This is a genomic window from Sphingobium sp. SA2 (assembly GCF_032227065.1).
Taxonomy (GTDB): domain Bacteria; phylum Pseudomonadota; class Alphaproteobacteria; order Sphingomonadales; family Sphingomonadaceae; genus Sphingobium.
In genome coordinates this window covers 1,044,946-1,066,894 of sequence record NZ_JAPMXX010000001.1, presented here as the reverse complement: position 1 = coordinate 1,066,894, position 21,949 = coordinate 1,044,946, and the positions used below count along the sequence as shown (strand labels likewise).

General features: G+C 62.5%; 14 protein-coding genes. 2 read left to right on the top strand and 12 right to left on the bottom strand.

Features of this window, described 5'->3' with window-relative positions:
• Positions 1-4 precede the first annotated feature (4 nt).
• Positions 5-1,198: a rhamnogalacturonan acetylesterase gene (locus OVY48_RS05075; RefSeq protein ID WP_313921985.1), complete on the bottom strand. Its 1,194-nt coding sequence runs from the start codon at positions 1,196-1,198 to the stop codon at positions 5-7.
• Between the two features lie 329 nt (positions 1,199-1,527).
• On the opposite strand from OVY48_RS05075, the gene OVY48_RS05070 reads away from it, so the two are divergent.
• Positions 1,528-4,470 (top strand): TonB-dependent receptor, encoded by a 2,943-nt coding sequence (locus OVY48_RS05070; RefSeq protein WP_313921984.1) that lies wholly within the window; start codon positions 1,528-1,530, stop codon positions 4,468-4,470.
• 80 nt (positions 4,471-4,550) lie between these two features.
• Here the strand turns inward: OVY48_RS05070 and OVY48_RS05065 are convergent, their stop codons facing one another.
• The 9 genes from OVY48_RS05065 to OVY48_RS05025 form a co-directional block, all read right to left on the bottom strand.
• Positions 4,551-5,327, bottom strand: coding sequence for an IclR family transcriptional regulator (locus tag OVY48_RS05065; RefSeq protein WP_313921983.1), 777 nt, complete (start codon positions 5,325-5,327; stop codon positions 4,551-4,553).
• Positions 5,328-5,410: 83 nt separating this feature from the next.
• Complete coding sequence (locus OVY48_RS05060) at positions 5,411-6,607, bottom strand: MFS transporter (RefSeq protein WP_313921982.1); 1,197 nt, start codon at positions 6,605-6,607, stop codon at positions 5,411-5,413.
• Positions 6,608-6,619: 12 nt separating this feature from the next.
• Positions 6,620-7,153 carry a DUF3237 domain-containing protein gene (locus tag OVY48_RS05055; RefSeq protein WP_313921981.1) on the bottom strand — a complete coding sequence of 178 codons (534 nt, stop codon included), beginning with the start codon at positions 7,151-7,153 and terminating at the stop codon, positions 6,620-6,622.
• Between the two features lie 55 nt (positions 7,154-7,208).
• Positions 7,209-9,578 (bottom strand): TonB-dependent receptor, encoded by a 2,370-nt coding sequence (locus OVY48_RS05050; RefSeq protein ID WP_313921980.1) that lies wholly within the window; start codon positions 9,576-9,578, stop codon positions 7,209-7,211.
• A gap of 73 nt (positions 9,579-9,651) precedes the next feature.
• Positions 9,652-10,902 (bottom strand): SGNH/GDSL hydrolase family protein, encoded by a 1,251-nt coding sequence (locus OVY48_RS05045; protein WP_313921979.1) that lies wholly within the window; start codon positions 10,900-10,902, stop codon positions 9,652-9,654.
• Positions 10,887-12,638, bottom strand: coding sequence for a tannase/feruloyl esterase family alpha/beta hydrolase (locus tag OVY48_RS05040; RefSeq protein WP_313921978.1), 1,752 nt, complete (start codon positions 12,636-12,638; stop codon positions 10,887-10,889). Before OVY48_RS05040 ends, OVY48_RS05045 begins: the two co-directional genes overlap by 16 nt.
• Complete coding sequence (locus OVY48_RS05035) at positions 12,635-13,549, bottom strand: ROK family protein (protein WP_313921977.1); 915 nt, start codon at positions 13,547-13,549, stop codon at positions 12,635-12,637. The genes OVY48_RS05040 and OVY48_RS05035 overlap by 4 nt, the downstream gene beginning before the upstream one ends.
• Positions 13,537-14,679: a glycoside hydrolase family 68 protein gene (locus OVY48_RS05030; protein ID WP_313921976.1), complete on the bottom strand. Its 1,143-nt coding sequence runs from the start codon at positions 14,677-14,679 to the stop codon at positions 13,537-13,539. Before OVY48_RS05030 ends, OVY48_RS05035 begins: the two co-directional genes overlap by 13 nt.
• A 291-nt stretch (positions 14,680-14,970) precedes the next feature.
• On the bottom strand, positions 14,971-15,975 hold the full coding sequence (locus OVY48_RS05025) for a LacI family DNA-binding transcriptional regulator (protein WP_313921975.1): 1,005 nt from the start codon (positions 15,973-15,975) through the stop codon (positions 14,971-14,973).
• A 216-nt stretch (positions 15,976-16,191) separates the two neighbouring features.
• Between OVY48_RS05025 and OVY48_RS05020 the strand changes: the two genes are divergently transcribed.
• The gene (locus tag OVY48_RS05020; protein ID WP_313921974.1) at positions 16,192-17,619 is read left to right on the top strand and encodes an MFS transporter; all 1,428 of its coding nucleotides are present in this window, start codon (positions 16,192-16,194) and stop codon (positions 17,617-17,619) included.
• Positions 17,620-17,811: 192 nt separating this feature from the next.
• Here OVY48_RS05020 and OVY48_RS05015 read toward each other — a convergent pair whose 3' ends face one another.
• Entirely contained in the window at positions 17,812-19,458 is a 1,647-nt protein-coding gene (locus OVY48_RS05015; RefSeq protein ID WP_313921973.1) for an alkaline phosphatase D family protein, read from the bottom strand.
• A gap of 22 nt (positions 19,459-19,480) precedes the next feature.
• On the bottom strand, positions 19,481-21,754 hold the full coding sequence (locus tag OVY48_RS05010; protein ID WP_313922061.1) for a TonB-dependent receptor: 2,274 nt from the start codon (positions 21,752-21,754) through the stop codon (positions 19,481-19,483).
• Positions 21,755-21,949: the final 195 nt, after the last annotated feature.

Genomic DNA, 21,949 nt, shown 5'->3' with positions numbered 1-21,949 from the left:
CATGTCAGTTCCCGGCCGGGCGCTGATCGCTGTGGATCAGGCTTGGGACAATGGCGACCTGCGCTGCCGTGGGGGGCTTTGCAGGCGCGAAGGCACCGGCGCTCACATGCGGGGCAAGCGCAGGGATGGTATCGCGGATGCGCTGCGCCACGGCGCTCGCCAGCAACCACGCGCCGTAGTTATTATGATGCGTCTTGTCCTTGCCGCCATCGTTGAAGGCTGCGGGCGCGACATCGGGGCCAAGCGCTTCATAGATGGCGCGGCTGTCCGCGTTCAGGTCGATCAGCGGGACGCCATCTTCCGCCGCGACCTTCCGCACCGCCGCCGCATAGTCGCTCAGCGTATCGATGATCTTCCCCTGCGCATCGAAATTGCGCCGTTCGGGCGATGTCACCAGGACTGGATGCGCGCCGCGCCGTCGCGCTTCGGCGATATAGGCGCGCAGATAGGCGGGGTAGGTCGAATCCGGCGCGACCCAGGTCTGCGGCCATTGCTGCTTCTGGTCATTATGCCCGAACTGGATGAACAACCAGTCGCCGGGCCGCATCGCCGACAGCAGCTTGTCGAAGCGTAAGCTGGTCAGGAAAGATTTGAGCGTCTCGCCCGACTTGGCGTGATTGGCGACGACGATCCGGTCATCCAGCAGCGCGGGCAACATCTGGCCCCAACTCGCCGCGGGTTCCGCATATTGATCGGTGACGGTGGAATCTCCCGCCAGAAAGATCGCCGGGGCCGTGACCGGCTCAACGCGGATCGACCGGACCGCCGGTTGGCCGAGGAACTCCAGCGTCAGCTTGTCGTCCCAGGTAAATTCCTGCGCATCCCGCCCATCGATCCGCACCCGGTCGCCACCCGGCGCCGTGAGCGGTGGCGGCGGCAGCGCGGGCGTGCGGACATCCACCAGGAAACGGCGCTCGACTTCCTCTCCTTTGCGGGTGCGTACAGAGCGCAGCATCAGGCGACGCGCCTCGGCCTTGACCGTCGTATCGCCCGCCCGCGTCCGGTCCCCCAATCGCACAGTCACGCGATAGCGGCCTTCGGGCAGCGCGATGGAATAGGCAAAACCCTGCGCATTGCCACCCGGTTCGACGCCGTGGCTTGCCGCCTGATAGGGTTGCAACGAGTCGCGGTTAAGGACGATGGTCTCCCCCCCGCCAGCGGCCGCCAGCATCAGGAAGAGCGCAGCGCTGGACGGCATGACATGGGCCTTTGCAGAAGTGCAAGAGCGGGGGAGCGCCACGAAGGCCGCCACGCTCCCCCCAGAATATCGGCCCGTGCAGAGGCCAATATCTATCCCGCTAAATAGGTTTATAACCCATATATAGGGATTATATCAGGGTCAATGGCCTTTCCTCTCGCGTCATCCTCCGGCGCAGATGTAAATATCCCACAATGTGGATATTAAAATCATATGATGATTTTTCTTTCCATTCCGCGACTCCCAATATAGGATGACACCGTAATCCACATAGTGGGACATTCGGATGTCATCGGGGTGATGGCAACCGGTCAATAGGGGAGGAAGTCATGTTGCACACCCGTTCCGCATTTGCGCGCCGCAGCTCGGCGATTGCGATCGCCACCACGTTGCTCGTGGCGGTTCCCGCCATCGCCCAGGATCAGCCCGTCGCCGATCAATCCGAAACCGCCGATATCGTCGTCACTGGCTTCCGAGCCTCGCTCGACAGCGCGCTCGGCATGAAACGCCGTGAAGCGGCAGCGATCGATTCGATCGTTGCTGAAGACATCGGCAAATTCCCCGACTCGAACCTCGCTGAATCGATGCAGCGCGTGCCCGGCGTGGCGCTTGCGCGTGGCGATGGTGGCGAAGGCCGCAACATCTCGGTCCGTGGCCTCGGCGCTGGGTTCACCCGCGTCCGCATCAACGGCATGGAAGGCACGGCGCAAACCGGCGGCTCGGACATTTATGGCGCAGGCAATAATGGCCGCAGCTTCGACTTCAACGTCTTCCCGACCGAAATCTTCTCGGCCCTCTCCGTGCGCAAGACACCCTCGGCCGATATCGAGGAAGGCTCGCTCGGTGCGACCGTCGACCTCTCCGCGCCCAAGCCCTTCGATCAGAAGGATGACTTCGTCCTCTCGATGACGGCGCGCGGCGTCTATAACGAATTGTCGAAAAAGGTCGATCCGCGCGCCTCGCTGCTGGTCTCCAAACAGTTCGGCGATAGCGGTTTTGGCATATTGGGGTCGGTTGCCTATCAACAGCGCAACTTGCGTGAAGTCGGCTATTCCGCCGTCGATCTGTTGCCTGCCAATATCAATGGCGGCTTCTGTTCGCCGCTGGGCGCACCGATCAATACGGCAGGCCAGACGCCTGAACAATTGGCGACGCGCGGCGTAACGGCCGCAAACTGCAGCAACGGCAATCCGCGCACCAGCACGCAGGCGGCCTATGACACGATCCAGAATCTGCGTCGCGAAGGCGCAGAAGGAACGCCGGGCAGCGGCGCCTTCTTCCCCCGCCTGCCGCGCTATCTCAATAGCGAGCAGAAGCAGGAACGGATCGGCGGATCGTTGACCCTGCAATATCAGCCGGACGACCAGACCGATATCTCCGTCGACTTCCTCTATTCGCGGTTCGAAGTGACCCGTCGCGACAATTATATCGCCGCCGTGTCCTTCGCGCGTAACGCCTCGAACCTCGGCCAGCCGATGACGTCGGTGCGCGAGATCGAATTCGACGAGAATGGATCGCTGGTCCATGGCGTGTTCGACGGCGTCGATGTGCGCTCCGAAGGGCTGGTCGATAATTTCGTCTCGACCTTCAAACAGGCCAATGTCAATTTCAAGCGCGAGCTGAACGACAGCCTGACCGTCGACGCGATCGTCGGGTTCAACCGCTCGATCTGGAACGGCAAGAAGCGCCTGCAAACCTTCATGGATGCCGTCGATGTCGATGGTTTCTCGATCGACTTCCGGGATGGCGGCAGCACGCCGGTTTTGGGCTTTGGCACGGATGTCGGCAACCCCGGCAGCTTTGCCTATGCGCCGCCGCTCGCCGATGGCACCGTGCGCGGCGGCTTCAGCTTCCAGGGCAAGCCGTCCCGCAACAAGACCGACAATCTCACCGCTGGCGCGAACCTGACGTGGAAGGCGAGCGAAACCTTCTCGATCCGGGCGGGCGGCCAGTATCGGCGCAGCGACTTCCTCTCCACCTTCCTGCGGCCCTTCAATGCCGACACGGTGGTCCGCGCCCTGCCTGCCGGCACGACGTTGGCAGACATCACGACCACCATCGGCGGCGTCGACAAGCTATGGGGCAATGGTGCGCCCAGTGGCTGGGCAGCCATAGATGCCGAAAAATGGGCTGATACGTTCGGCTTCGATGCAGTACGCTATTGCGGCGTCGAATGTGGCGGTGGCCGCAGCCGGGTCCGCGAAGAGGTGACGAGCGGCTATGTAATGGCCAATTTCGACCTTGAGGATGCCATCGGCTTCAGAGTGCGCGGCGATGCGGGCGTGCGCTATGTCAAGACCGACATGCTTTCGTCGGGCTATATCCAGATCGCCAGCGCCACCACGCCTACCGGCCTTGCCGGCCGGTTCGCTGCTGCCCGCAATGTCTATGATGATTGGCTGCCGTCCGCCAATGTCGTGATCGAGCCGATGCAAAATCTGCTGGTGCGCTTCTCCGGTGCGAAGGTGCTGGCGCGCCCGGAACTGGGCCTGCTGACCCCCACCAGCGGCGTCAACCCGGTCACCCGCGTCGGCAATATCAACAATCCCTTCCTCGACCCGATCCGTGCCAACACGTTCGACGTCGCGGTGGAATGGTATTTCCGTCCCGGCTCTTTGCTGTCCGCCGCCTTCTTCTACAAGGACATCAAGAGCTTCGTTCAGAATGTGAACAGCCTCATTCCGTTCAACCAGTTGGGCCTGCCCAATGGTCTGCTCGAAAACAGCAACACCGACCCCAGCGAACCCTTCAACGTGTCGCAGCCGTTCAATACGCCGGGCGGCCCGCTGAAGGGTATCGAGCTGAATGCGCAGATACCCTTCACCTTCTTCGACGGTTTCCTCGGCAATTTCGGCATGCTGGCGAACTTCACTCACGTTACGTCGAAGATCGACTATATCCTCGCCAGCGTGAACGGCGTGCCGACGGTGACCACCACGGCGGACCTTGTCGGCCTGTCGAAGAACACGGCGTCGGGCACCCTCTATTATGAGGATGAGAAGTTCAGCATCCGCACCACGGGCAATTTCCGCGATAAATTCATCCGCGGCATCCCCGCCTCGCCGGGCAGCGATCTGGTCGGCAATGCCAAGACCTTCTACATGGACGCATCGGCCTCCTTCGCCGTGACCGATCGTCTCAAGCTCATTGTCGAGGCCCAGAACCTGACCGATGAACAGAACCGCCTTTATACCGACAGCGTGCGGCAGGACACTTTGTTCGAAACGCGCATCGGCCGCACCTTCACCTTCGGCGTGACCTACCGGATGTAAAGACACCCTCTCCCCAACCTAAAGGGCGCGATCATCACAATGATCGCGCCCTCATTGTTTTTGCGGGGAGAGTCGCCCGTTCAGCGCGGGCCGCTATACCCCACCGCAGCGCTGATCTGCTCGGCCGACCGCATCACCTGCAGCGCCAACGTCGTGCGCAATTCGTCGGTCAGATAATGGGCGGCGCTGGCGATCGAAATAGCGATGCAGATATTGCCCTTCGCATCGCGGATCGGTGTCGCGATCGATCGGACACCGTCACCCAATTCGCTGTCATGCAGCACTTCGCCTCGCGCCTTGTGGCCTTGCATTTCGACGATGAAAGCATTGATCGCTGCGCGCGATGGCTTGCCGCCCTTGGCCGCGACATACAGCCGCTCCCAGGTCGCTTCGTCCTCGTCCAGCAACAGCGCCTTGCCGAGGCCCGTTTCCGCGATCGGCCGACGATCGCCCGGTGCCGTCGCCACGCGCAACCGCTGCGTCCCCGTCACCCGGTCGAGATGGCGGGAGAAATCCCCCTCGCGCTTGCCCACGAACACGCAAAAGCCGCTGCGCTCGGACAATAATTCCATGAATGGCCGCGCGATCCGCACAAAGTCGATCTGCTCGGTCGCCAGCACGCCTAGCTGCAGCAGCTTCGGCCCCAGCGCAAAGCCATCCCGCGTCACGGCCAGATAGTTGCGCGACTTGAGCGCCTGCACCAGCCGGTGTGCCGTGGTCTTGCTCATGCCCAGTTTACGGGCCAGGTCAGCAGCGCGAATGGGGCCGTCGATTACTTCGTCCATGATGTCGAGCGCGCGCATCAGCGTCTGCGTGCCCTTGACGCCCGGTTCCTTGCTGTCTTCGCTATCGCTCATATCATGTTCGCCATGCGTCCCAGATAAAGGAACGTCTATCCTTCAAATTGGCGCACCTGTCAGCAAATTTGTGCGGTACGCGCTCAAGCCCGATAGTCGAGCGCGCCCCGCTTTGCCAACTCCCCGCTCGCCGGATCGAAGATCATGTTGAGCACCAGCCCCCCCGCCAGCACGGCTGCAAACAGCGTCGCCAGATAGAAGCCATAAATGGCGTCGCCGAAATAATCGCCGATCAACCCCATCGCCAACGGTGCAACCACCGCACTGACGCAGGTGAAGAAGAGGATGACCCCCGAAATCGCGCCATGCTGTGGCTTTGGAAAGCAACTGATGCCCTTGGAATTGAGCGTCGGATACAGCACCGACATGAACAGGCCCGACAAGGGCAGCGTCATCACCGCCATCGGCCGCCCGCCAAAAATGGCCAGCGCAAAGCACACCAGGATGGCAATGCCGCACAAGGCCAGCACCGCCGTCCAGTTGAACCGCTCCAGCAGCCAGAAGCCGGCAAAGCGGCCGATGACGCGCAGGATGAAGAAGATCGACAGCGCATAGGCCGCCCATTGCCAGCCCGGCCCGGCATAGCCCGCCAACAATGTCGGCATCCACACATAGATGGCAGTCTCGACCCCCACGTAGAGCATGATCCCGCTGCTGAAGGCCAGCGCATAGCGATTGCGCATCATCGCCAGCATATCGGCCATCGGCGCGCTGTCCGTTTTCGCCTGCGCCGGCGGGTAGGGGACGCGCCAGGCGAGGATCATGAGCAATCCGCACAGCGCAGCCGCGATCAGATAGAGCCATTTCCACGACGCATCATGCGACAGCAAATAGGCGACGATCGCCGGCCCGATGATCGCACCGATGCCGAAAAACCCCTCGACGACATTCATGGTCGCCGTATGCGCGCGCGTCGATGTCGATATGTCGCCGATCAACGCCAGCGCCGCCGTCTTGAAAATGCCGACCGCAAGCCCGCCGACGAACAGCAGGACCAGGAACAGGCCGAAACTGCTGACCCAGGCGAACAGGGACGCGCTCAAGCCGAACAGCGCGAGGCCCACTAAAATCGTCGGCTTACGCCCGAACCGGTCCGCCATCGATCCCAGCAATACGCCACCCAGCGCGATGCCGCTCATCGTAGCATAGTGGAACGCGCCGCCCGCCGTCATGCCCAGACCGAATTCGCGGATCACCGACGGAATGATCACCCCGACCGATTCCGATGTCATCGCGAACATCAGGAACATCAAATAGGTGAGCCAACGAATGCGTGCCATTTGTCTGCGGTCCTAAACCAGCTTGTACATGCGGATGCGCACGGCGGGAGTGTCCATCTCCGGCACCGGGCCGACCGTCCCTGCAAACACGGCTTCGTTCAGCCAGGCATGCGGCCCATTGGGCACTTCGAACACGGCGCTCGTCCGCGCATAGCCCTTGCCCGCCACGCCTTTGTTGCGGATGTGGATGACGGTGCCGTCGGCCTCCCGCATCAGATAGGCGGCCTCCAATTCGGTCATGCCGTCGGGGCGGATCAATTGCCAATCCATGCCTTCGGGAAAGATGGTGCCGCTGATCCGTGGCCCCTTGAATGTGCCGCCGGTGATGGGAATGCGCACGCGCTTGCCATGGGGCGTCTCGCCAATCTCTTCGGCTGGCCCCAATGTCACGATCGCCTCATAGACGAATTCCGCCTTGGGAATGTCCTCTGCCACGGGCGCAGGCGCGGCCGCTTTCGCCATGAAGGGAACGGCCGCCAGTCCGCCAGCGGAGAGCAACAGGCTACGGCGCGTCTGCGGGTCGTTCTGGAATTGCCTGTCGGCCATGATGCTGCCCTTTCCGAAAAAATGGGACGTCCCCCACGGGACGCCCCACCCTAGCTTAGAATTGCATGCCGAGGCGCACGCCATAAGTGCGCGGCGGATCATAATTGGCGGTGGTGGAACTCCACACCGTCACCAGATTATTGGCCACGCGCTCATCCTCCAGATTGTTGACGAAGCCGGTGATGGACAATTGTCCATCTTCGGTTTCATACCGCAGGTTGAGGTCGGTCTTGGTATAGGATGCGCGGCGGCTCTGCGCATAATTTTGGATGTCGCTGAACGTCCGCGACTGGACATAGAAGTCCACGCTCGGCGTCAGGCTACCCGCACCGCCCAGGTCGAAGATATGCGCATAGCTGACCCGCGCGCTCCACTTTGGCGCATTGGGCAGTTCATTGCCCGATACGTCGCGCACGACGTTGGTGGGCAAAGGCAGGTTACCGAACGCACCGGTGACGCCGTTATAGTTGCCGCTGCCCGAGTTGAGGTTGTCCGATGCCGTCGGGAAGGACCGGATCTTCGCGTCGAGATAGGAGACGAAGCCGCTGATCCGGTCATTGCTCGTCGGTCGGACGATCGCTTCCAGTTCGATCCCGCGCAGCCGCGCCGTCGCGGCATTGGTCGTCACCGCCGACACCTGATTGGTCAGCGGATTGAGCACGATGCTCGATACCTGCAGATCCTTATAGTCCATGTTGAACGCCGTGGCGGCGAGGTAGAGCTTGCCCCCCATCAGCGAGCTGCGCACGCCGATTTCGTAGTTGGTAACGGTTTCGGGCTGATATTCCCGGAACTCCGGCGCGTTGCCGGTGGCTTCTAGGCCACCGCCACGAAAACCCGTGCCGACGCTGGCATAGGCCAGCGTTTCGGGCGTCAGCTCGTAATTCACGCCCGCCTTCCAACTGACATTGGAAAATTTCGCTTCCGGCCGGTTGGTGTCATCGGTCAGGGCATAGACAAAGGGAATGCCGGGACAGGTCGTTGGCGTGATATTCTCCAGCGTGATCGTGTCGCCGGGACAGACCAGTTCGATATTGCGCTGGTTGACCTGCTCCCAGGTCGACCGCACGCCGCCCAGGATTTTCAAACCCGGTGCCAGTTCATAGGTGCCCTGCCCGAACACCGCCTGCGACTTGGTGCCCTGACCGCGATAGGAGGTCACGACATCGACGCCGCTGATGGTCGTGATATTATTGCCCGTGCCTGCGACCTTGGCGAGTCCCGCAGCAGTGAGGATGCTGCCGAACGGCGCAGGCGCTGTATCGCCGGCGTGCAACAGGCGCGTGCCCGATGGTTGCTTATCCTGATAGAGGAAGCCGCCCAGCACCAGGTCGAACCGGCCCGCATTATAATTGACGTTCACCTCATGCGACTGGGTTTCGGTCCGACGGTTGATATTCTGCTGCGTGAACACGCCGGTCGCAGAATCCACGCCGTTATTCTTCAGCACCGAATAACCCGCCAGATAGGTGAGCGAGAGCGCGTCGGTCGCCTGCCAGGTCAGCCGCGACCGGGCGGCATAATATTTCAGGTCCATCTGATTGTCGGTGACCAGATCCTGACCCGGATTGACGACTTCATCATAGATGGTTTGGATCGGGCCGAACGTGCCTGCCGCGATATCCGCATCGGGATAGACGTTGCGGCTGCGCATATAGGTCAGCGGGATGGTGCCCTTATTTTCCCCATAGTTGAGCGAAAGGCGCCAGGTCAGGCTGTCGCCCAGACGCAGGATGCTGTTGACGCGCAAGCCCGCCTGGTCGGTCTTGTTGTAATTCTGCCGGGCGCCATATTTGCTTTCGAACCCGTCATCAACCTGACGATAGGCGGCAATGCGCAGGGCAAAGGCGTCGCTGATCGGCAGGTCGACGGCGGCACGCGCGCGCACTTCGTTGAACCGGCCATATTGGATATCGGCATTGAAGCCCAGATCCTTGCCCGGATCGGCCGTATTGATGTTGACCACGCCCGCGGTCGCGTTGCGCCCATAAACGGTGCCCTGCGGCCCACGCAGAACTTCGACAGAACCAAGGTCGAACAGGCCGAGCGTTAGCACGGCGGCAGACGGATCATAGATGCCGTCAATCTGCGTCGCGACCGTGGAATAGCCGCTGAAGCTGTTGTTGCTGCCGATGCCACGAATGGCAAAGCCGTTCTGGCTCGATTGCAGGCCCGGCACCGTGCTGGTCAGCGCTGCGGCGGAATCCACGCCCTGCCGGTTCAAACTGTCCTGCGACACGACGCTGATGGCGACCGGTGCCTTGGACAATTTCTCGGAGGTTTTTTGCGCGGTGACGATGATGTCGCCGCCATAATTATCGGCCATGTCCGTTTCAGCCTGCGGCGGCGCTACATCCTGCGCCAGCGCGGGGAAGGACAAGGCGGCGACACTGGCGCCGACGAACAGAAATGAGAAATGCTTCACGATACTCTCCCTTTTTATGGAGGCTTGGATCGTCACCCTGTTTCGATCCAAGTCATTGTTTTCATGCTATGATTTAGAAGTTGAAATGGTCCCATGCGGCCTTGGCCATGACGGCATAGCCCGCGTCCGACGGGTGGAGTTTGTCGCCGCAATCATATTGGGCGAGGATATGGTCGGGTGCGGCCGGATCGCGGACAGCGGCGTCGAAATCGATCACGCCGTCAAACTCGCCGCTGGTGCGGATCCACTGGTTGATGGCCTGGCGGATCACTTCCTTGGCGGGCGTCGCATAGCCCGGAAAGGTCGAACCCAGGAACGGCGTCAGCGTCGCGCCATGAACCTTGATCCCCTGTGCCCGCGCCCGCGCGATCATCTGGCGATAGCCCGCGATCAGGTCATCGGCGGTGATCGTGTCATGCAGCCCGTCGGTGCGCGGATTGTCCAGACCGCTCAGCCCCAGATCGTTGATCCCCTCCAGCAGGACGATGTCGGTAACGCCCGGCACAGCCAGCGCGTCCCGGTCGAACCGCGCAAGGCCGCTTGGCCCGACTTCCTCGCGCAGCACGCGATTGCCGCCGATGCCCGCATTGGCGATGCCGACATTGGCGATCCCCTTCGCGTTCAGCATCTTGGCCAACTGCCCCGGCCAACCGCGCAGCAGCGGATCCTTGGCCCCAAAGCCATCGGTAATGGAATCGCCAAAGGCGACGATCGTCCGGGCGTCCTTGTCCGACTGCACCAGGACCGACGTGACGATTTCACGCATGGATACCGATTTAGCACTACGCAGCGTCGCCGCTCCGGTCTGGTCGCCACCAACTGCCCACTCGGCGCTGTGATTGGGGTCGGCCTGCGGCACCGTGACCTTGGCGGGCAAATAGACGCTGATGACTGCGACCGAGCCCGGCTTGACCTGCAAGGGCAGCGGGTCGGACAACAGGGGCGCACCTGCGGGCAGCCGCACCATGCGCGCCCCCGAAAAGGTCAACGGTCGAACGGTGGCGTCGTCGATCCGTCCCTGCGCATCGGCCAGGGCGATGGTCGCTCCGCCAATCTGGACATCGCTGGGCTGGGCTTCACCCGACAGGCGCACCTGGATCATCGTGCCGCCAGCGCTCAGGCGCAGGCGATAGCGGATGGTCCCCTGAACCTCCGGCGCGGGCTGCCAGAAATCGAACGGCAGCTTGGCCACGGGCAGGGAAGGGCTGGATGCCCAGCTCGCCACCCACCGGCCATCGTCCGCCGCCATCGCCTGCATCGGCAGCAACGCCGCCTGCATTGCGATGACCCCAAGGGCAAGTCGACCTATCATCCTCTTACGCATTCGAAGCTTTCCTTTTTCTCGACATCGCCCTGGCCCTTATACCGGGCATAGGCGGGGTATCGGCAGATCGGCCGGGTGCGGCCCGGCCACGGACTGGCCGCCGGGGCCACGGCATTCAGTTGTTCGGGCGCACGGCCCTGTTCGACCCAATCGACCATCGCGGCAAAGGCGTCGTAGCGATCGGTCGATGGCCCGCCCTCGCAATGGTTCATGCCGGGCACAGGGAAGACGCGCACGGTGTCCGCGCCTTTGCCCGCGTAGCGGGCGTCGACCTCCCGATACCATTGCAGCGTGTCGTCCAGCGAAAAGACCGGATCGGCCGCGCCATGCGGCACGATCAGCTTGCCGCCAGCGGCCCGGAAACCATCAATATCGGGAGACCGCGCCGACATCATGTCCCAACCCGAAGCCGGGAAGGGGGCCGCCACCCGATAGATGGCGTCCGCATCGCGATCGAAATCATAGCCCATCTGCCACTGCATCATGCCCTGCGGATCGGCAGCCACCAGCTTGGGCGGCGTCTGGAAGATGGCGGAAAGGGCCGATCCGCCGACGACGATGCTCAGCGCTGGGACACCTTCCTTGGCCAGTCCGACTTTCCACACCGCCCAGCCCGGCTCGCCAACGCCTCCGTCCCAGGGAAAACGGACATAGAGGGGCGACCCATCACTCTTGCGCGGACCGGCCATGGACCGGACAAGCGCATCGATCTGCAAATTGGACAAACACTGTCCGTTTCGCTGTCCGGTACAGGCAAAACTGCGCAACACCGGCAGCACATCTTCATTGCCGCACTGGCCATAATGCGCGACCAGACCATCGGCCACGCCATCCTTGGCGTCGCACGCCTTCAGTATGGCCTGCCGAACGATCCCCAATTCGCTGGTCGAAAATGCGTTCGCCAATTGTCCGAACGGTCGCACGCCATCGGGGCTGGGGGCCACCAGGCGTCCGAATGTCTGCACGTCCCAAGCCTGCGCCAACGCCGCACGCGGCAGCGACATGCCCGGCGCCGCCGCAACGATCCCGTCGAACGCATCAGGATAGCGATGCGCGACCGCCAATCCTTCCTGGCCGCCTTTGGAACAGCCCGCAAAATAGGAATAGCGCGGTGCGCTGCCATAAAAGGTCGCGATCGCAGCCTTGGCCGCATCGGTCACCGCGCCCAATGACGCATAGGCATAGTTGCGCCGCGCTTGCGGGTCGAAGCCGAACGCCACCGCACCGCCTTTGGCCGGATCGCTGTTGACCGCATTGTCATGCCCCGAATCCTGGCTGACCACCGCATAGCCCCGGGCAAGCGCTGGCGTTACCAGACCGACACCGGCCAGCGCGCCCAACGCATTGCCAATGTCGCCATTCGTCCCACCGCCGCCCTGGAACAGAAACCGTCCATTCCACTCCATCGGCAGGCGCAGATGGAATTTGATCGCATAGCTCTGACCGTCCACGCCCTGCCGCTCGGCCATTACCGCCTGCACGTCGCAATGTGCTTTCAGCGGAACCGTGCTGTCATATTGAAAACCGCGCGCATCGGGGGCGGGCGCTGGCCCTTCCGGCACGAACACCGCGCTGGTCACCCGCGTAGAGGCGTCGGGCCAATGGCCTTGCAGTGTCGATGCAAAGGCGGCGCAGCGATCACCGACCGCTGCGGTCGGCGCGACATCGGTCAACGATGTGCAGCCGCTCAGCGCCACGATCGCGGCGGATATGCCAGAATAGCGCCATTCGTTCATGCCTGGCTCCCCCTCAACGCATTCTGCCCCACGATGATCGCCCCCAATGGCCCCGCATCGCGCCCCAAGGCAGGCGGCACGATCAACGTCTCCAGCGCAGCGAGATCCAGCCCCGCCAGATAACCGCCCAGATTGGCGGCGACCGCCACCCGTATCTTCGCAAGCAGGGTCGGACGGTAATCCAGCACCCCGCCGCCGATCACCAGTCGCTGGGGCGACACGCACAGGATCAGCATCGCCACCCATTCGCCCAGTTCGCGCGCCACCCGATCCCAAAGCGGATCGTCATCGGGCATATCCGCCAGCGCGCCGTTCGCCCGCGCCGCCAGCGCCGGACCACCGATCAGCCCCTCCAGGCAATCACCATGGGCAGGGCAGGCGCCTTCGAACATATCGCCCGGCATCCGCCGGATACGCATATGTCCTGCTTCGGGGTGAAGGCGGCCATGCACCGCCTTGCCATCGACCACCAGGCCAAGGCCAACGCCCGTCCCGATCGTCGCATAGCCATGCACCGCACATCCCATCGCCGCGCCCCATTGCCCCTCGGCCAGGGCCGCGCCCCCGACATCCGTGTCGATGCCGACGGGCAGGGCGAAGCGGCGCGCAAAATGGCCATGCACATCCGCCCCCGCCCAGCCGGGCTTGGGTGTGTTCTCCATGTGGCCAAAACGCGGACTGCTGGCGTCCAAGCAGAGCGGCCCGAAGCTGCCGATCCCGATCGCCGCGAACGGCACCTCGTCCTGCCATGCCGCCAAGGTTGCCGAAATCCGATCGAGCGTCTCCGGCCCCTCGGTCGCCCAGCGCTCCTGCCGCAGGATATCCTTGCCCCGCGCCAGCGTCGCGATACATTTGGTGCCGCCCAATTCGACGCCCGCGATCATGGTTTCCAGTGCCATCATGCCAGCCATGCCTTGTCGCCGTCGATCATAAGCCGCAATTCGGGGGCCGGGGTGCCGCCGAAATGCGCCCGCGCCTGCATGACATCGCGCGGTAGCTCCGCCAATCCGACGAGGTCGGCAAAGCTCTGCACGCATAGATCCGGCAGCACCAGCCAGCTATAGGCCTGGAACGGGGCGGAAGGTGGGTTGCCGAACACCAGCCCCGACCCATTGAGCGGTCGCCACGGGCCCAACAGCCTGTCCGCCACCATCCCGTAAAGCCCAGTCGGCCCAGCCGGGCCATCGGCCGCGAACACCTTTGTCTGCGTCGACCAGAACAGATAATAGCGCCCGTCCCGCATGATGACATGCGGCCGTTCCAGCTCATTGTTCAGCCCATCCGCCTCGACGAGCGGCGGCAAGATCTCCCATTCTTGGTCAGCGACATGGCGCGCAATGCCGACGGCCCCATTCCACGCCGAACGCGACCGGGCTATCGATCCGGCAAACAGGATATAGTCTTGATTGTCGGCCGGATCGCGGAAAAAGGCCGGATCGCGAAACGCCTTGATCGTGCCGACCGCACCGCCGCCTGCCATGTCGCGGCTATAATGAACATCGTCCGGCTCCAGAAACTCGACAGGCTCCGACCATGGCGAAAGCGCTATGGCGCCATCCTGCACGGTCAAGGCCGCGCAGGTAAAGAATAGCCGCTGGGCAAAGCTGGTTTCCACCTCGCCCCGAACGCCGGCCACAGTATAATAAAGCGTGATCGTCTCGCCGTCGGGCGAAAGGATGGCCGAACCGGACCATTCGCGACTGCCGGGCGAAAAACCGTCCGGCAAAACCTGCCCCAGATCACACCATTCACCCTCGACGCGATGCAGCAGCCGCATCCGCGCCACGGCATGTCTGGCGTCGGGGTCGGGCAGAATGGGTGCCGACAGAGCTATGAACAGCGTGCCGCCTGCAATATCGGCCGGATGACCATCGACGGTCTGCACCGGCCAATAATCCCACAGGTCCAGCGTCTCGATCACGCGACGCTGCGCCGGGATGACCGGAGCGCAAGGCGCTGTAGCGCGATCGATGCGCTCGACGTCCTTTGCAGTCCAATGGCTGGTGGCAGGCATTTCGCTCATGCGGCGAAGCTCGCCCATGTCATGACCCCCGCCAAAGCGTGCAGTCTTTGGCGGAGGTCCGACTTCGCCCCGGCGGAACGAACGGCCGGAGAAGGCGTTGAAAGAGAGCGCAGGGCAGGATGCTCGTCATGGCCAAATCGACGTGCCGAACCCGGCACAATCCTCACTTCAGCCCTCACCGATCATCCCCTATGCGCAACTATCTTGTTGCCGCCCTGATATTTCCAAAAACAAACGTTTGCAATCTTAAATGCAAACGTTTGCAAAACTTTTTGCTTATCGAGGCAATCGCTTGGTTTCGAAAGGGGTTTAGGCCGAAGCGCGCAACACGAGCGTTGGCTGAAGGGAGACGGAGGCGGCCTCCTCGCCCGCGATCCGGCGGAACAGCAAGTCGACCATCATCTGCGCGCCCAGCACGAAATTCTGCCGAATCGTCGTCAGCGGTGGCGTTGTCTGTTCGGCGATGAACACATCGTCATAGCCCACCACGGCGACATCTTCGGGCACGCGCAATCCATGGTCGGCAATTGCGCGCAGCGCATTGAGCGCAATCACGTCCGACGCAGCGACGATGCCATCCGGCGCCGCATCCTCTTTCAGATATGTCCGTACCGTCGCATAGGCGGCTTCAGCCGTGACATGCGAGGGCAGGACAGCGCCTTGCGGCACCCCAGCCCGCGCGATCGCCGCGGTGAAACCAGCAAAGCGGGCCGCGAATTCCGGCACCGCAGGATTGCCGACGAAAGTCAGCTTTTTCCGGCCTTGCGACAGAAGATGCTGCGCGGCCAGCCGTCCGCCCTCGAAATTGTCCGACCCCACGGTCAACTGGCTGTAACCGGGTATCGACGCCCCCCACACGATCAGCGGCGCATAGCTGGCGGACACTGTTTCGATCACGTCGATCTGGTCCGATTGCCCGACGATGATGACGCCATCCACCTTGCCGGATTCGACAAAGGCTTTGAGCCATTGGTCGTTCGAGGGAATGACGCGCGAGAGCAGCAGGTCATAACCGCGATCGGCCAGTGCGTCGGCCAGTGAGGCGATCAGGCTCATGAAGAAGGGATCGGTCAGATGCTGCTCGGTCTCATGGCCCAACGGCAATATCACGCCCACTGCGCCGGTCCGCTGCAGCCGAAAATTGCGCGCGGCAACATTGATCTGGAAATCATGCTCGCGCGCCAACTGCTTTATCTTGTCGCGGGTAGCGACCGCGACGAGCGGATTGTCGGCCAAGGCGCGGGACACCGTGGAGATGGACATGCCGGCAAGTGCGGACAGGTCGGCAAGGCTGGAGGCTTTCTGGCGTTTCATCCACATATCCCAAATCGACCGCACCCTTGCTTCTGGGCGTCATCGTCCCGCTACGGGCGTTTGCGCTATAGGGCGATTTGTCTGATCGGCGCAAATGGCGCTTTCCTGTCCGCTGTCGCTGGCCATGCCCGCTCAAGCCTCAGAGTCGCCAAACTGTAAGAGAGCGCCACTAGGCGCCGTCCCCGAAATGTCGGCGCGCTGGACCGCAGACATGGGTTGAGCGGACATCATGTGCTGACATCGTCGCGAGCGTCAAAGCAGAACCTGCACCGGCGAACGCCGCTGCGCGAACGGGCAGGGCGCGAAGGTCGGCTGCTCGCTTATTCCTCCGGCAATATGGGTAAGGCGCTGCTCTTTTCCGGGGCCGATCTCACCATCCTGTTTCTCCTGACCGACCTGTTGGGCCAGTCGCCGACCAGCGCGGGTTCCCTGATGCTGGTCGCGGTGCTGGGCGATCTCGTCTTCGACCTGTTGGCGGCAAAGCTGGTTATCCGTCTGCGACGCACTGGGCGAGGTTATCGCTGGATGGTCGCGGCCGCCGCCACACCCTGCGGCGCGGCCTTCGCCTTGCTCTATGCCCTGCCAGCGCTCGGCGTGCGCGATCTGTGGATCGTGGCCGCCGGGCTGCTGCTGTTTCGCGGTGCCTATGCAGTGATCGACGTGCCGCACAATGCACTCATGGCGCGGGTAACATCGGACAGCCGATCGCGGGGCCGCGTGTCGGGCTATCGCCTGTTCTTCAGCACGATCAGTTCCCTGGCGATCGCCATCATCCTCGCGCCGATGGTACAATCCGCCGGGCGGACAGGGGACTTCGATCGGCTTGCCGTGGCCGGTGTCATCGCCTGTATTCTCTTTGCCGCGACCATGATTCTTAGTGCCTTGGCATCGAACAACGGTTCGACGCCCCCACCCGACCCAGCGGTCGAGGGCGACGGCATTGCGATTCCGTTGCGCGACCCCCTGATCCTGGCGCTGGCGCTCCTCGCTTTCATCACCGGCTTTGCCATCCCGATGTTCAGCCGGATGCTGCTCTATATCGGCACCTATGTGGTCCAGCGCCCGGATCTGGTGAAGATGCTGCTGCTGGGCCTGACCACCGGCCAGTTTTTGGGCGTTCTGGCCTGGACGTCGATGACTGGCCGGTTCAGCAAAGCGACCCTGCTGGCTGCAGGCCATGCCGTCTGCATTAGCGGCATCATGCTGTTCGCCCTGTGTCTCGCATGGCCCAATGCCCTGATCGCTTGCACGCTACTGATCGGCTTCGGGTTCGCCAGCATTTTCATGCTGCCCTGGGGCTTGCTGGCCGATGCCGTGGACGTCGTCGCCTGGCGTCACCACCGCCGGTTCGAAACCGGGCTATTCGCCTTCTATCTTGTGGTGGTAAAGGCGAGCGGAGCGGCCTCCACGGCGCTGATCGGCTGGACACTGGGCTGGCTCGGCTATGTGCCCGAAACTGTCCAGCCAGCATTGGTGCAGACAGCTATGCTCAGCCTGGGACTAGCCGTACCGATCGTCGGCAGCCTATGCGCGATAGCACTGATGCGCGCCAACGACATCAGCCATGCCCGCCATGCGCGCTTGCTCACGGCCCTGACGTACAGGCGCCAGCGCGCCGCGCGGCAACAATGTCCCCAGTTGTAAGAAGATCATGCGGCAAATGCAGATATTTGGCGGTGTCGCCGCACGCCACTATGCCAACATTCTCTGATTTGCATGTTCATGATGATGATCGTCGATAGACGCCGTGATGCTCCGCGCCGACGGACGCGCGGCGCTTAGCATTGCCTCGGGTGCGAACCCCGCCATCCTGCAATGGCGGGGTTTGCCTATGCCTTATGCGTTCTGCAGCAGCTTCGCGCCGCGCTGCACGGTCATGCGGTGCGTGCCTGCAAGGTCGGTCGTGCGCGTGCGGATATCCTTCATGAAGTGCCAGGAGCCTGCGACCTGCTGCGGCGTTACCTCTAGCGAGACATAGCCGCGCTGGCTGGTATCGCAGAAGGCCATGCCCGGATTGACCGCGCGGAGGGCGCGGGCGATGTCGGCTGGCGGCACGCCCTTGGCATAGGCTTCGAAACCCGGCGAGGTAACGCTGTGCCCCGCAAATTCCACGCCGACCCTATGCTTGCTGTCGCCCTGGCCAGGGCCGCGCTCACCCAGATTATAGCCCCAGGCATTGTGGCTGTCGCCCGACAAGACGACAAGGTCGGCATCGGCCGCGAGCGCCGCGTCATAGAGGCGGTTGCGCGCCGCCGGATAGCCGTCCCAGCTATCCATATTATAGGGTAGCCCCGCCTGCGACGCGGCGACCGCACCGGCCAGCCTCGTGCGCACGATCGCCGGGGAATTGGTAGGCACCCAATCGGCCGCATTGGTTGGAAAACGGCCATAGCCCATGATCACTTGCTGGGCGAGTATCTGCCAAGCTGTGCCGTCCTTCTTGGACTTACCCAGGCCATCATAGAGCCACTTTTCCTGCTCCGCGCCCATCAGGGTGCGATCCTGCATGCTCCAGGCACCATCGCGGAAATCGGCCAGCGCCTTGGCCAGATCGCCACGCCCGGCGACCGCTTCGCCGACGCTTAATTGCTTGTTGCGCGCTGTGATCCGGGTTTCAGGACGGAAGATGGTCGCCAGCGTACCGATCTGGAAACTGTCATACATCGCATCGGAGACGGGCATCCATTCACGATAGACCTTCTGCGCCGCCGCTTTGCGCACCGCCCATTCGCCTTCCATGTCGGGCTGATGATTCTCCGCGCCATCCTTATAGGCGTCATTGGTCAGTTCATGATCGTCCCATTGGGCGATCATCGGGAAGGCGGCGTGCAGCGCCTGAAGATCAGGGTCGAGCCGGTAGGAGGCGTAGCGCAGGCGATAGTCGGCCAGCGTCACCATCTCGTTCGCCGGTTCGATGATCCGGCCGGGAACGGCGTCTTCCAGACTGGGGTAATGACCGCGATCATATTCATAGAGATAGTCGCCGCAATGGATGACCAGGTCGATATCGTCGCGCACCGCGGCATGGCCATAGGCGTTGAAGAAGCCAAAGGGCATGTTGGAGCAGGAGAAGAGGCCGATGCCGAAGCGCGACACGTCACCTTGCGGCAAGGTGCGGGTGCGACCGATCCGGCTGATCGCGCCATCGGGCGCGATGAACCGATAGAAATACCGTTGGCCGGGTTGAAGGCCAGTGACGGTGATCTTCGCTGTGTGATCGGCATCGGCGCGGGCGGTGACTTCGCCGCCCGACACGACCTTGGTAAAGGCCGGATCGGTGGCGACTTCGGCCCGCAACTTGCTGTCTCCTGACCCGACATAGCGGGTCCAGAGCAGCACGCTGTCCATGCCCGGTTCGCCGCTGGCTACGCCATGGCTAAAGCCGCGCGCGCCCAATATCTGCGCGGCGCCGGGAATGGACAGGGCCCCCAGGCCCAATATGCTGCCCTTGATGAGCAGGCGGCGATCGATGGTGAAGCGCATGATTGTTCCTTCCTCTCGCCGTTCAGAAGCGGCCGGTGAGCTGCACGCCGTAGAAGCGCGGTTCTGCGGGGATGTAGGTCGGGATGCTGAAGCCGCCGCCGGTATTGCCGGCATCGAGCAGATAGTCCTTGTTCGTGAGGTTGCGGATGAAACCTGAAATCTCGTAGCGATCATCCGCAAAGCCGATGCCTGCGCGCAGGTTCGCCAGCATGACAGCCTTCTGGCTGATGGCTTCGGTGTTCGGCACTTCGAAATAGATTTTGCTGCGATAGGTGAGGCTGGGCGTTGCGAAGACGCGCATGCCATTGCCCAGCGGCGCGTCAATGGTGAAGCCCGCCGCCGACTGGAATTTGGGCTGGAGACGGAACTGGTCGCCCGCAAAGCGGCCATTGGCTTCCTTATTGTCGATGCCGCCATCGATATAGCCGCCATTGGCGAAGATGTTCAGCCAGCTGGTGGGCTGGATCGCGACCTCCGCTTCAACGCCCAGATTGCTGGCCGTCCCGGCGCTGACTGTCCGATTGACGCCGTCGGTGCCGGTCACACTGACCTGGAAATTATCATATTTCTGATAATAGACACCCAGCGAACCGGAAATGATGCCACTATTGGCCTTCAGCCCGACTTCATAGTTCCACACATTTTCCCCCGCGATCCGATTGATGCGGGCAACGCCGCCAGCGGCCGCGTCCAGGCTGACGGTCGGTGACCGGCGGCCCTTCGACACAGTGGCAAAGCCGTTCAGATTGGGTGAGAAACGATAGAGGATATTGAAGCGTGGCAGGAAGGCGGCGAAACTGTCTTCGGCACGCAGGACGCGGCCATTGGTGTTGACCTGACCCGGAATCAGCGGCGCGCCGCTCAGCACGGAGTTGGGTACAGTCGTCACGAAGCCCGACCGGCGCTTTTCAATGAGCGCGCGGATGCCTGCCGTCAGTTCCAGCGACGGGCTGGCGAGCCAGGTGCCATCCGCGAACATCGAATAGCTGTCATTCTTGCCCTGATTTTCAAAGACCGAGTTGTAGGGAATGACTGTCGCCGCGCCTTGCGTGAGGATCGCCGTCGCCTGCGATGCCGTGACAGTGCCGTCGGCCGCTACACAGGCGAGGCCGGGGATCAGGCGTGTCGCGCACTGGATATAGGTGCCTTCTTCCGTCGAGAAAGGCACGCGCTGATTGCTTTTCTCACGGAACATATTCCAGCCGAACGCGCCACGGAAATGGTCGCCAGCATACGAAAAGCGGGTTTCATGGCTCGCCTGCCAGCCCTTCGCCTCCTCGCCAAATTCCAGATACCAGGCGGCCGAACCGTCCGCATCGAAAATCTCATTGCTGTCGAAATCGCGATAGCCGTGGACCATCGTCAGCGTCCAGTCGTCGGCGATGTCCCAGCTGAAGGTCAGGTTCGCGTCATAAACGTCGCGGCGCAGGCCCAGCTTGTCACCACGCAGAGCGGAAGACGATAGCGGCGAACCGCTCAGATTGGCCGCGCCAAAGGGGTTGCCCGGCCCCTGCGAGGTCGGCAGTGCGCGCGAGATGAAGGGCGTACCGGAATTGCGCTGACGGTCATAGGTCAGGATGAGATCGGCGGTGAAATTGTCGGTGGGCGTAAGGCGCAGCGAGCCGCGCACACCCAACTGGTCGCGGGCATAGAGATCGTCCTGCGTCGCCGACAGATTCTTCACATAGCCGTCGCGCTTCTTCCAGGCGAAGGCGATGCGGCCGGAGACTTTGTCCGACCCGCCATTGACGAAGCCGCTCAGCAACTTGGCGTCATAATTACCGTATCCGGCGGTCAGTTCGGCGGCGAAACCGGGCTTGGGCCGGGCGGAGATCATGCTGATCGCGCCCACCGCCGACGCGGTTCCGAACAAGGTCGCCTGCGGTCCTTTGATGACCTCGATCCGCTCCATATCGTAGATGTCCTGATAGGAGCCACGCGAGCGGGAAATGTCGACGCCGTTATAATAAAGGGTGACGCGCGGCGCTTGCTGGGCCGATCCGCTGTCCGACGTGATGCCGCGAATGACGATACCCGGATTGTTGGCGCTCTGTTCCTGGATGTTGAGGCCGGGGATATAGTTGGACAATTCGTCCAAGTCGGAAACGCCGATTTCCGCCATCCGCTTGCCGCTGACGGCCGATATGGTGATGGGCACGTCCATCGCCCGCTGTTCGATCTTCTGCGCGGTGACGATGATCTGCTCGCCGCCTGCTGCCTCGACTTCGGGCGCCATGGTCTGGGCCGCAACTGGGAAGGCGGTGCTGCTGGAAAGTAGGGCGACGAAAAACTGCATACGGCGTGTCATGTTGGCGAACCCCTTTTTTGAATGAGGACGCCGATGCCCCAAGGATGTGACTTGCCAGAGGCTAGGAGATGACAATCAGATGAAGCTCGAACTGGATTGATGAAACGAAATCGTCACATTGAGCCGCGCCACGGCGAAGGCTCGCGGAGACAAGCGCCACCCCGGTCTTGTCATTGACCCATC

Bases quoted from the DNA above. Each gene is read 5' to 3' on its own strand.
- OVY48_RS05075 (WP_313921985.1), bottom strand. From the start codon at position 1,198: ATGCCGTCCAGCGCTGCGCTCTTCCTGATGCTGGCGGCCGCTGGCGGG.
- OVY48_RS05070 (WP_313921984.1), top strand. From the start codon at position 1,528: ATGTTGCACACCCGTTCCGCATTTGCGCGCCGCAGCTCGGCGATTGCG.
- OVY48_RS05065 (WP_313921983.1), bottom strand. From the start codon at position 5,327: ATGAGCGATAGCGAAGACAGCAAGGAACCGGGCGTCAAGGGCACGCAG.
- OVY48_RS05060 (WP_313921982.1), bottom strand. From the start codon at position 6,607: ATGGCACGCATTCGTTGGCTCACCTATTTGATGTTCCTGATGTTCGCG.
- OVY48_RS05055 (WP_313921981.1), bottom strand. From the start codon at position 7,153: ATGGCCGACAGGCAATTCCAGAACGACCCGCAGACGCGCCGTAGCCTG.
- OVY48_RS05045 (WP_313921979.1), bottom strand. From the start codon at position 10,902: ATGCGTAAGAGGATGATAGGTCGACTTGCCCTTGGGGTCATCGCAATG.
- OVY48_RS05040 (WP_313921978.1), bottom strand. From the start codon at position 12,638: ATGAACGAATGGCGCTATTCTGGCATATCCGCCGCGATCGTGGCGCTG.
- OVY48_RS05035 (WP_313921977.1), bottom strand. From the start codon at position 13,549: ATGGCTGGCATGATGGCACTGGAAACCATGATCGCGGGCGTCGAATTG.
- OVY48_RS05030 (WP_313921976.1), bottom strand. From the start codon at position 14,679: ATGGGCGAGCTTCGCCGCATGAGCGAAATGCCTGCCACCAGCCATTGG.
- OVY48_RS05025 (WP_313921975.1), bottom strand. From the start codon at position 15,975: ATGAAACGCCAGAAAGCCTCCAGCCTTGCCGACCTGTCCGCACTTGCC.
- OVY48_RS05015 (WP_313921973.1), bottom strand. From the start codon at position 19,458: ATGCGCTTCACCATCGATCGCCGCCTGCTCATCAAGGGCAGCATATTG.
- OVY48_RS05010 (WP_313922061.1), bottom strand. From the start codon at position 21,754: ATGCAGTTTTTCGTCGCCCTACTTTCCAGCAGCACCGCCTTCCCAGTT.